The sequence below is a fragment of the Anabaenopsis tanganyikae CS-531 genome (assembly GCF_029891675.1).
GTDB lineage: Bacteria > Cyanobacteriota > Cyanobacteriia > Cyanobacteriales > Nostocaceae > Anabaenopsis > Anabaenopsis arnoldii.
Genome location: NZ_JANQDF010000067.1, coordinates 1 through 9,971 on the forward strand (window position 1 = coordinate 1; position 9,971 = coordinate 9,971).

The following is a 9,971-nucleotide window of genomic DNA, read 5'->3' on the forward strand; positions in this document are numbered from 1 at the left end:
TTAAATGGGGCGTACAACATATTAAGAAAAGCAGTCCTGAACGCTTTTGCAGACGGGATAGAGGGGTTAGGAGTAACTCCAATCAGGTTTACCCCTGGTAAAGTGACTTTGTAGATTTGTCTATAATTTCACAAACTCTTACTGTTGAATATCTAGGATTATACAATCATGGCTATTACTCTTAGAGGATGTTTGTCAAGTATTAAACAGGTAATTTTTATCTTAGGGAACAGGGAACAGGGAACAGGGAACAGGGATTGGGAAGGATTGGGAAGGATTGGAAAGGATTGGGGAACACACAAAAAACAATAAAATCCAGTCCCCTCCCCTTACAAGGGGAGGGTTAGGGTGGGGTCAAACAATAGTTGATACACTAATCATGACTTATCAAACAACCTCTTAAAAAAAAAGTGGTGATTCCCACAAAATAGACCTAAATAAGACAGGTGTATCTAACCAGTTAACGGTTCATGTGAACCTAAATTGGAATCAAAAATCTACTCAAAACCCTGGTCTCCTTAGCACGTTTTATAAGTAAAATGTCTCTTTATGAACGTCTAAATCTGAGGAAGACAAATCCTGAGATGAAAGTTCCGATTTGGGAACGAATTAACCTTGATAGACCTGCAAAGCTTCGCTGTCAAGGTTGTCGTTCTCGTGTTCAAACAAGTTGGCTAGTGTGTCCCTATTGTGGATGGTTAATAGCTAAAGACAATCGCGATATTCGCCATTGTATTTTGGTTGATATTTCCAGAGTGATTGTTGACATTGAGGACAATAGCACAATACTAGCAGTTATGACAGATGCTCTTGCTAAGGTCTTTAGTGCTTTTAGGAGTGTCAATGTGTTTTTGACCTCAGAACCTCCTGATGAAAGAGAGTGGGGGGATAATTTTACCCATATCCATGTATTAGCTGACCAGCAACTAGTTGACTATCTTGGAATTGCTAGTTTTACTCATCAGCAAGTTACTACTATTGCTCTTGTTCGTTTAGACAAAATACTTGATGTTTCCCATGAAGCAAGTCTAAATTTGGCTCAATTATCTAACTTGATTGCTAATACTATTACCCATGAAATTGGTCATACATTGGGATTAGATCACTCTCAATTACCCACAGATGTAATGCATGATGGACTAGAACATAGGATTCACAGCTTGATACCTCCATCATTTCATGCTGAACAAATTATCTTGATGAATAACGCTATTAGGAAGTATAAAAAGCTGTAAAGATCAGCTTAATTTGTCTTACAAAAGTTCATAAAAGGTATTTTCTTTCTACTAGATAAGGTGAAAAAATATGCAATCAGCGGAACCAGTTAGAAAAATAACTCAAGCTGAGGCTAGAAATCACAGTATTGTATCGGAACCTATCCTGCTTACAAAATTTATCGCAGTACCATAGTTGAGCAAGGAAAATGTTACAATTCTGGAATTTGTTTAATGCTCGATGCTTGGGATTAAGTCAGTCTGCCTTTACAGGGTTGTCTAAGAGGATGTTTGATAAGTTTTCAACAGGTAATTTTTATCTTAGGGAACAGGGAACAGGGAACAGGGAACACCGAAGGAATGGGTGCGTGTAGTTGTCGGCACATCCATAGTGCTTGTGATTGGTGAACTTTGGCGTTTAATGAGTTCGCTACATTGTAAGCTGAGGAAGTGAATTTATAATCCCTTAATATGACCACTGGATCTTACATTTTTATCGCCGGCGCAAGTCGTGGCGTTGGTCGAGAAATTGCTAAATATTTAACGGCGCAAAATCTCCGGGTGAAAGCACTCCTAAGAAGCGAAACTCCTGAACTAGAAGCAATAGGTGTTAAAACTGTCATGGGAGATGCTTTAAATATCAGTGATGTAGAAGCTGCCATACTCGGTGATGAACCTATCCAAACGGTAATTAGTACCATTGGCGGTTTACCTTCGGAGGGTGAAAGGGCTGATTATCTGGGTAATAAAAATCTCATTGATGCGTCAGTAAAAGCAGGGGTACAAAGGTTTATTTTAATTTCATCCATTGGTACTGGTAATAGTGCTGGTGCTTTACCTCCCCAAGCTCTAGCAACATTGGGACCTGTGTTAGTGGAAAAAGACAAGGCCGAACAACATTTAATTGCTAGTGGGCTGACTTACACTATTATTCGCCCCGGGGGCTTAAAATCGGAACCGGCAACGGGCAATGGTATTTTAACCGAAGATACGCGTATTGTTGGTACTATTCACCGGGCAGATGTCGCCCAGTTAGTTTGTGGCTGTTTAAATTCTCCCCGTTCTCATAATAAAACCTTGTCGGCGGTGGATAAAAATATGTTAGCTGGACAACTAGAGTTTGTAGAATTTGCTTTAGATTAATTGGCGGGTCTCAACGCCAATAGGCTCTGAGCAAGGAACTATCAAGGATACAAACAAAGAAACTTATTACACATAAGGCGCAGGATGGGTCAAGTATTACTGACTATCCTGTGTAAGCCTTTTACTAATCTTTCTATACCTGCTTTAGCTGTATCTTTTTGCAACGCCCCATAAGCTACCCGCAGATAAGATCCATCTTTCATGCCAAAAGTTGTACCTGGAATTACTGCGATTTGATGTTCTTGAATTAACCTTTTTACTAATTCAAAGCTATTGATCTGGGTATTAACTTTGAGGAAGAAATAAAATGCACCATGGGCAGGGGTAATATTACATAGACCTGCTAGGGGTTTGAGGGCATCTATGACTATTTCTCTGATTTGGGCAATTGCTCCAATGTGATTATGTAAATACTCTGAGCTTGATTGTAATGCTCCTACTGCGGCATACTGGGAAACTACGGGGGGACAAATTAAGATTGTATCCTGAATCTTTTTGACTGACTCTAGTAGGTGTTGGGGAATTACCATATAACCAATCCGCCAACTTGCAAACCCATAGGTTTTGGATAGGCTATACAGGGAAATGGTGTAATCTGTTGCACCCTCAAAACTACCAGGGGAAATGTGTTTAACGCCGTTGTAGGTAAAATATTCGTAGGCTTCATCGCTAATATGGTAGATGCGATGATTTGCACATATTTGATTTACTTGTTGTAATGCGGCTGCTGGGTAAATAACTCCTGTGGGATTATTGGGGGAAATTGTGACTACAGCACGGGTTCTGGGGGTAATTGCTTGGGCGATCGCTTGGGGACGTAGTTGGTAGTTTTCATCTGTTGCTACTAATACGGGAGTACACCCGGCCATGGTTATGGCCATTTCATGGTTGAAATAGTAAGGTGTGTTCAGGATAATTTCGTCACCGGGGGTAGTAATGGCTAAGATGGCGTTCATAAACCCCATGTTGCTGCCCGCAGTGACTACAATTGAGTTATTTTGGTTAATAATAATGCGGTTGAAAGTTTCTAATTTTTGGGCGATCGCTGCCAATAATACAGGGATTCCCTCAACAGGTTTGTATACATTATTAGTGGAATCTGCTAAGAATTGCGGTAAAAGCTGAATGGCTTCTGGTGGTGGGTTGTAGGAAACTACACCTTGTCCTAAGGAAATGGTACCGGGGGAATTTTGGATTAATTCCCCAACCACAGGAATGATTGGCGATTGTACCGCCTGCATACGAGAGGCTAGGGTGTGCATAAGAATATTATATAGGAATCCGGTTTGATTTATGAATCTTTCGTAGAGGCAGGGAACAGGGAACAGGGAACAGGGAACAGGGAACAGGGAACACCGAAAGAAGGGTTTCAGTATGTACTGGGTATTGTTCAATAATCAAATAGGAGTCCTATATGTTGCTAAATGTTATATGTTGCTAATTTTATAGGACTTACGCACTGTACAATAGGAAGTTTTCTTACTGAATCTGAACTGATAACGACAGCAGGGCGCACTTTTTTGATTTCTGCACCAACAGTGGGATCAAAGTTGACTAACCAAATTTCTCCACGTTTTGGCATATCAGGGCTAATAGTCAATGATATCACCTGCCATTAACTGCTGCCATTCAGGATCTTGTTGATAGTGAGAGAGCATTATGTCGGCTTGACTTTCGAGAATATTCCTACGTTCAGCTATTGGTAACTTCAGAAAAGCAAGACGCTCTTTTAAAGATGGAGAGATATTTTCGGTAGTAGACGAATCAGGACTAACTTCTTGAACCAAAATAACGACTTCAACAGTTTGTCCTACAGTCAGATTTGGAGATTGAATTTCAATTCTATTTCCTGGGAGGACTTTTGTTGTTGTGTACAAAGTTGATTTGACCATTTTCAGCCATTTCTTTGAGTATTTTTATTGTAGTTTATGAGGGGACATGCGGGAAAAATTAGAAAGCCCAACTTTAATTGTTTAGTTTCCATTCGATTAATGTCCCCAGGGAGTGGGGACTGGATGCACTTGATCAAGATGAGATTCTGGTTCCCAAATTCCATGCTTATTCTACCTATCCTGCAAGCGATCGCGATATTGCCTTTTTCGCACCTGTGAAGGTTTCAGTGGCGGACATTGAAAAATCCATCAACAAAGCGGCGAAGGGACTGCTGGAATTTGTGGAATTGTTTGATGAATATCGTGGTGAAAACTTACCCACCGGACAACGTAGTTTAGCATTTCGCTTAATTTATCAGTCAAGCGATCGCACTTTGACTGAAGCGGAAGTTGAACCTGTTCACAATAAAGTCTGTGAGGCTTTATTGGAGAAATTTGGCGTTAATCTCAGAAGTTAATTAATAGAAATTGGAGGTTTTGATAATCAAAATCTCCAATTTTTGCTGCAAAGTTTTGCTGGGACTTTGATGATAACTTTCCAGTTAAACAGTTCGCCGTCCTTATTCTGTTCTACCTAAATACTTAAATTCTTCATTTTCTACGCACTTACGCAGTTCTTGCAACTTCCTAAGTTCTGAGAACTTACCGAAAGTTTTTTTGTACTCCTGGCTTGAAGGTGAATCACCTAGTTCATCCAACTTAGATAAAATGTTGTCAGTTTCTTCGACTATAGCATTACGAAAGAAATCGCTAAGTTTCCTACGGTTTTCGCCTTCAAGAAGAACCACATCAACTTCAACAGGTTCTTCATCTGCTGTCATATTTTTTTTCTCAGACTTTCCAATCTTAGAAAAATCTGATTTGATCAGCAATTGGTAGAATTCTTCTGATACTTCAACTACTTGTCCTTCCTTACTTTCTCGTGTATAGAATGTAATATCTAACATTACTCTGTCTCCTCAGCTTTAGATTCCATAAACTCGTTCTCAGGTATATTTTCTGCATATGCTACATCATGCTCATCAAAGAGGCTCTTTGCTGGCTTCGTAATTTTCCCTGTAGTTAAGACAGCTGATACATCTCCCTTGTCAATAATCTTCTTTGCTAAAGTTGAATCTATAATCTTACGAGTTTTGATTTCAATGTGTGGCATTTAGATATCCTAAGACTTATTGAACTGATAATTTATTTGGCGGACAATTTCCTTTACTCTTGGTTCATCTTCAGCATTGTAGTAAAGAATATCGCCCCCAGAATCATTGCCTGTTGTTCTCTTGCAATCAATTCCCTCTTCCTTTAACCTCTTGAGAATCCAGGTGATTAAGTCTCTATGAACTTCCAAGTGGTGAATCATTTTGTCCTCATCTGTTTCCCATTCTTTATCTGCCATGTGCAAATTCTCCGTAAGTTTTAGCTAAATGCTCGTGAGTTGAGAAGCCTTCTTGAAAGAGCTTCAATAACTTATCTTGAATCGAATTTTTTTCACCTTCACTAATTACATCAATAAATAGAGCTTTATAAAGAGCTTTTATATCACCTGACTTAAAGGCACGACGTTGGTAAATATCATATAGGTCTTTCAAATCTTTCTCTTGAGGAGAGTATTCAAGTGGCTTACTCAAATACTGAATGTAAGCTCGAAAATCTTCTAAAGAAAGATTGGCATCAACGGAACGCTTTAGGGAGAATCTACGAACTACTGCTGTATCAATTAGATTGTCTACATTAGTGATACCAAACAAAATCAATTTTCTTGTTGAGGATGGATGCAACCTGTCAAGTTCTAATATTAAAGTTGTCATTGCTCGACGGATAGCATCATGCTCCTGAACACGACTACGGCTCATACAGAAAGAATCAAGTTCATCTAGCACTAAAAATGCTGATGAGTCCTCTGAACACACTTTTCGTAGATCCTCAAATGCTTGCTCTAAATTACGGGATGATTGACCTAAAGCAGGGTCAAGCATCTTTCCAATATCAATTGTGTAAAAATTTATTTCGTTGGTGACTTCTTTTTTAAGACGGTCAAACAGCAAATGACACAGGGTTGTTTTACCTGTATTTGGCGGTCCGAAAAGAAGTATAGAAGGAACTAAATCGTAAAATATAAAATTTTTGACTGTCGCACTATCTGCTTTAATCACAGCCTGACAAAACCGAAACAAATGTTCTTGAAGGGAATCGAGTCCAAATAATTTGTGTTGGAAGATTCGCTTTTCTATTTCGGCATGAGATATATGAAGTAGCCCACTGGTTTCTTTAATAGAGCCAACCATACAATATTTTTTAGGTTCAGTTAAGTGCTTCCGTTTATCTTTCTTTATAGCATAGTAATGAGACTGAAGGATATCGCAATAACACGGATGAATTACCAAATTCTTCAGCTATCGCCCAACAGTAACTTTAATGTCCCCAGCGAGTGGGGACTGCTCTATTTTAAACACATACCCCGTAAGAAGTCTAGGGGCTGTTTCCGATAGCCATAGCGTGGCGTTAGCCAGGTTCAGAAAAAGCAGTGGCTGAAATGGACTTTAGCATACTAACAAAACACCTAAAACCCTTATACAGCAAGCGACCGAGGTTAATCGGCACTCGCTAGATTGACGATGTCAAAACAAAAGAATCACTATTTCAGCTTTTTTGATTGAACTTCGGGAATAGTTAACTGGTGCATTGAAGCAGCAATTAGGCGACGACATAACACTATTGTGCTATTTTGTCAATGGATAAAGTCCTATTTTAAATTAATTGGGGGGATGGTTGGGGTGCTTGACCTTTAATCACCATCTTCACCCCACGACCGGGGGCTAAAGTTACACCCCGACGTTGGGGTATTTCTGGTTTGGTATCAGCTAGTGCAAGTTCATAGCGGGATAAGATGGTGGCTAATACTAGTTTCATTTCAAACACGGCTAAGGCTTCACCTAAACAGCGCCGGACACCGCCACCAAAAGGCATAAATTCATAGGGGGAATATTGACGTTCCAGAAATCTTTCTGGTTTAAACTGCTTGGGTTCGGGGTATAAATCTTGCCGTTGGTGAATGAGATACATACAGCCCATTAATACTGTCCCCGGTGCTAAAGAATATCCTAGGAGTTCTACAGGTTCTTTGACTACTCTGGGAAAGGTTAACATGGCTACTGGATGAATCCGCAAGGTTTCATTACAAACAGCGGTGAGATAAGGTAACCGGAATATACTCATGGGGTCTGGTGTATCACCCAGGGTGTGGAGTTCTTGGAGCAGTTTTTCTTTAATTTCGGGGTGTTTATGAATCCAATATAATCCCCAAGCCATGGCGGTGGCTGTGGTTTCATAACCGGCGAATAACAGGGTCATTAATTCGTCGCGTAACTCTTGGTCTGTCATTGAGTTACCGTCTTCATCTTTTGCTGACATGAGCAAGGAGAGAATATCAATACGATTTTCATCTTTATGTTGTCGGCGTTCGCGGATTTCTGCGTAAATTAACTGGTCTACTTTTTGTCTATTGCGTAAAAAATTACCCCAAGGACTCCATGGTCCTAAATCTGTTTGCAGAGAGGGGAAAAATAGAAAACTAGAAGTTAATGGTGAGCGAAATATATCCGCCATTAATGAGAGATTTTTTAGCAGTTGTTGGCTGCGTTCTCCTTCATATACGCCGAAAACGGTCTGTAAGATAACTTGTAAGGAAATATTCTGGGTGGCGGTGCGGGTGGTGAAGGGTTGGTTTGTGGGTAGTTGGCTCCAGACTTTGGTGGTAATTTCCCTGATGATTTCACCATAGTTTCGCATGCGATCGCCATGAAAAGACGGCATGACTAATTTTCGCCGCTGACGATGGCGATCGCCTTCCAGCATAATCACCGAATAGTCACCTAGTAAGGGTTGTAAAATTCTATTCTCTTTACCACCAGCAACAAATTTCTTACGGTCATTGGTTAAAATTTCTTGCACGCCCTGGGGATGGTTAACAAATACCAGGTTGTTACCAAACCCCACCACTTGGGCGGAGAAAATATCAGGATATTGTTGAGCTGCTGTTTCCATATACCCTACAGGGTCAGCTACCCACTGTACTTTTTGGATAAAAGAGGGGGTTTTAATCAGATTGGGTGTTTGCATCTGTTGACGGTTGACGGTTGACGGTTGACGATCTGGTGCGCTCCGCTTTAGTAGCAGCGCTGGCGCTATTTTATACCACAACCGGGAGACAGGGGTTAGAAACCCCTGTCTGATAGCTAAAGTCGGATAAATCCGACTGGGTGTTAACTGTTGACGGTTCACGGTTGACGGTTGACTGTTGACGGGTCAGGGTTTAAGAGCTATGACCACCGGGAGCCAGGGGTTAGAAACCCCTGTCTGATAGCTAAAGTCGGATAAATCCGACTGGGTGTTAAATATAACTTTATAAATAGGGTTAACAATCATTGCCTAGAGTACTATATGTAAGCCACTAGTCCACTAAAAGTGGACTTTCGCTATCAGACGCTTAATTTATTCCCCGGCTAATGGCTGTTGATGGTCACACCTCTTCCCAGTCAACAGTCAACGGTTCGACTCCGCTCACCGACCACCGTCAACAGTCAACGGTTCGACTCCGCTCACCGACCACCGTCAACAAATCCAAACCTACCCTCGAATGACTGTAATATTTCTCCCCTGGGGACTCAGGGTTATTTCGGTGGTGGTGCGATCGCTAATGGGGGGTAAGTTAGGGCGACGGTCAAATATTACTAACCATCCTGTATTTAGATTGAGTCCTGATAAATACTTATCTAATTGTATCAATCCTTGCTGTAAGGGGTCGGGTTTACCCTGTTTCCATACCTTTAATTCCATCCCTAAGACCACATCCCCATACCTTAAACATATATCCATCCTCCCAGAGCCAATGGCGTATTCCCGCTCTAAGCTCCCACCACCATTAACCACCCGGTGTAAAAATGCCATTAATACTAAGTGGGGGGCTATTTCTGGGTAAGGGGTACTTTTAAATAATGGTTCCCCGTGTTGTCGCCAAAAGTCTAAAAAGGTTTCTAACAGAATTTGGGGGTTTAATTCCCCTGTGGGTGTTAACCAACTAGGTTGAATCATCGGTAAACTATCTTGAGTACCCTGGGCTAACACCTTGGGGATGACCTCTTGATAAATGGGGTTAGCTACCTTTAACCCACCTTCTTTACTGCGAATTACTAAACCTAAATCTAACAGATAACGGCGATCGTCTTCCGGTGTGTTGGGTAATTCTTCCCCAGATAAAATAGGTTCAATAATTGCTTTTACCCTATCTTCCCGCAGTCGCTCGGCTAAACTATCTAAATGGGTGTCTTGTCTTTGAATTAAGATATCTTTAGCTTGATTGATTAAATCTACTGTGATGGGAATATTCACATCTTCTGCTAAATACTCTGTGACTTCCTTAGCTAAAGCATTAACTAACCAAGGTTGACCCTGGGTTAAATAGTAGGCGTGGTTAATGGCTTCGGGGGTAAGGATTTGCCCTGTGGCTGTGGTATGTTGTGCGTATAGACTTTTTACCTCTTCTAAAGTGAAATTACTCAAAGTTAGAGAGCGCACCTTGATATTAAATGGGCTAGAGGTATTTAACCTATCACTACCGCCAGAGGCTACCTTATAATCACGTACATCCCGCATCCCGATTAAGGCTACACATTGGGGGAAACCTTGGGGGCGATTGGGATAACCATCACGAATTTGTCGTAATATAGCA

General features: G+C 40.9%; 11 protein-coding genes and 1 pseudogene. 3 read left to right on the plus strand and 9 right to left on the minus strand.

All coding sequences use genetic code 11. From position 1 onward, the window contains the following. Positions 1 to 584: 584 nt before the first annotated feature. Together NWP22_RS07085 and NWP22_RS07090 are read left to right on the plus strand one after the other, a co-directional pair. Entirely contained in the window at positions 585 to 1,235 is a 651-nt protein-coding gene (locus tag NWP22_RS07085; RefSeq protein WP_271734080.1) for a matrixin family metalloprotease, read from the plus strand. A gap of 450 nt (positions 1,236 to 1,685) precedes the next feature. Next, positions 1,686 to 2,357 carry an SDR family oxidoreductase gene (locus tag NWP22_RS07090; protein WP_280801668.1) on the plus strand — a complete coding sequence of 224 codons (672 nt, stop codon included), beginning with the start codon at positions 1,686 to 1,688 and terminating at the stop codon, positions 2,355 to 2,357. Between the two features lie 89 nt (positions 2,358 to 2,446). Here NWP22_RS07090 and NWP22_RS07095 read toward each other — a convergent pair whose 3' ends face one another. The 3 genes from NWP22_RS07095 to NWP22_RS07105 all read right to left on the minus strand — a co-directional run bounded on the left by NWP22_RS07095 (position 2,447) and on the right by NWP22_RS07105 (position 4,249). Further along, positions 2,447 to 3,619 (minus strand): pyridoxal phosphate-dependent aminotransferase, encoded by a 1,173-nt coding sequence (locus tag NWP22_RS07095; RefSeq protein ID WP_271734077.1) that lies wholly within the window; start codon positions 3,617 to 3,619, stop codon positions 2,447 to 2,449. Positions 3,620 to 3,777: 158 nt separating this feature from the next. Further along, the gene (locus NWP22_RS07100) at positions 3,778 to 3,939 is read right to left on the minus strand and encodes a type II toxin-antitoxin system PemK/MazF family toxin (RefSeq protein ID WP_280801675.1); all 162 of its coding nucleotides are present in this window, start codon (positions 3,937 to 3,939) and stop codon (positions 3,778 to 3,780) included. A gap of 7 nt (positions 3,940 to 3,946) precedes the next feature. Next, the gene (locus NWP22_RS07105; protein WP_280801669.1) at positions 3,947 to 4,249 is read right to left on the minus strand and encodes a hypothetical protein; all 303 of its coding nucleotides are present in this window, start codon (positions 4,247 to 4,249) and stop codon (positions 3,947 to 3,949) included. A 119-nt stretch (positions 4,250 to 4,368) separates the two neighbouring features. On the opposite strand from NWP22_RS07105, the pseudogene NWP22_RS07110 reads away from it, so the two are divergent. Then, positions 4,369 to 4,707, plus strand: a pseudogene (locus tag NWP22_RS07110) (phenylalanine--tRNA ligase subunit beta-related protein); the annotation flags it as partial. Between the two features lie 102 nt (positions 4,708 to 4,809). Here the strand turns inward: NWP22_RS07110 and NWP22_RS07115 are convergent. The 6 genes from NWP22_RS07115 to NWP22_RS07140 form a co-directional block, all read right to left on the minus strand. After that, positions 4,810 to 5,196: a hypothetical protein gene (locus tag NWP22_RS07115; RefSeq protein ID WP_280801670.1), complete on the minus strand. Its 387-nt coding sequence runs from the start codon at positions 5,194 to 5,196 to the stop codon at positions 4,810 to 4,812. Continuing rightward, on the minus strand, positions 5,196 to 5,402 hold the full coding sequence (locus NWP22_RS07120) for a hypothetical protein (protein WP_280801671.1): 207 nt from the start codon (positions 5,400 to 5,402) through the stop codon (positions 5,196 to 5,198). Before NWP22_RS07120 ends, NWP22_RS07115 begins: the two co-directional genes overlap by 1 nt. A gap of 9 nt (positions 5,403 to 5,411) precedes the next feature. Further along, the gene (locus NWP22_RS07125; protein ID WP_280801672.1) at positions 5,412 to 5,639 is read right to left on the minus strand and encodes a hypothetical protein; all 228 of its coding nucleotides are present in this window, start codon (positions 5,637 to 5,639) and stop codon (positions 5,412 to 5,414) included. Continuing rightward, the gene (locus NWP22_RS07130; RefSeq protein WP_280801673.1) at positions 5,629 to 6,528 is read right to left on the minus strand and encodes an ATP-binding protein; all 900 of its coding nucleotides are present in this window, start codon (positions 6,526 to 6,528) and stop codon (positions 5,629 to 5,631) included. The genes NWP22_RS07125 and NWP22_RS07130 overlap by 11 nt, the downstream gene beginning before the upstream one ends. Positions 6,529 to 6,991: 463 nt before the next feature. Continuing rightward, complete coding sequence (locus NWP22_RS07135) at positions 6,992 to 8,362, minus strand: cytochrome P450 (protein WP_280801676.1); 1,371 nt, start codon at positions 8,360 to 8,362, stop codon at positions 6,992 to 6,994. Between the two features lie 507 nt (positions 8,363 to 8,869). Continuing rightward, positions 8,870 to 9,971 (minus strand): ATP-binding protein (locus tag NWP22_RS07140; protein ID WP_280801674.1); only part of this gene is annotated, 1,102 nt, incomplete at its 5' end.

Excerpts from the sequence above, each read along its gene's own strand:
- NWP22_RS07085 (WP_271734080.1), top strand. The coding sequence starts at position 585 with ATGAAAGTTCCGATTTGGGAACGAATTAACCTTGATAGACCTGCAAAG.
- NWP22_RS07090 (WP_280801668.1), top strand. The coding sequence starts at position 1,686 with ATGACCACTGGATCTTACATTTTTATCGCCGGCGCAAGTCGTGGCGTT.
- NWP22_RS07095 (WP_271734077.1), bottom strand. The coding sequence starts at position 3,619 with ATGCACACCCTAGCCTCTCGTATGCAGGCGGTACAATCGCCAATCATT.
- NWP22_RS07100 (WP_280801675.1), bottom strand. The coding sequence starts at position 3,939 with ATGCCAAAACGTGGAGAAATTTGGTTAGTCAACTTTGATCCCACTGTT.
- NWP22_RS07105 (WP_280801669.1), bottom strand. The coding sequence starts at position 4,249 with ATGGTCAAATCAACTTTGTACACAACAACAAAAGTCCTCCCAGGAAAT.
- NWP22_RS07115 (WP_280801670.1), bottom strand. The coding sequence starts at position 5,196 with ATGTTAGATATTACATTCTATACACGAGAAAGTAAGGAAGGACAAGTA.
- NWP22_RS07120 (WP_280801671.1), bottom strand. The coding sequence starts at position 5,402 with ATGCCACACATTGAAATCAAAACTCGTAAGATTATAGATTCAACTTTA.
- NWP22_RS07125 (WP_280801672.1), bottom strand. The coding sequence starts at position 5,639 with ATGGCAGATAAAGAATGGGAAACAGATGAGGACAAAATGATTCACCAC.
- NWP22_RS07130 (WP_280801673.1), bottom strand. The coding sequence starts at position 6,528 with ATGGTTGGCTCTATTAAAGAAACCAGTGGGCTACTTCATATATCTCAT.
- NWP22_RS07135 (WP_280801676.1), bottom strand. The coding sequence starts at position 8,362 with ATGCAAACACCCAATCTGATTAAAACCCCCTCTTTTATCCAAAAAGTA.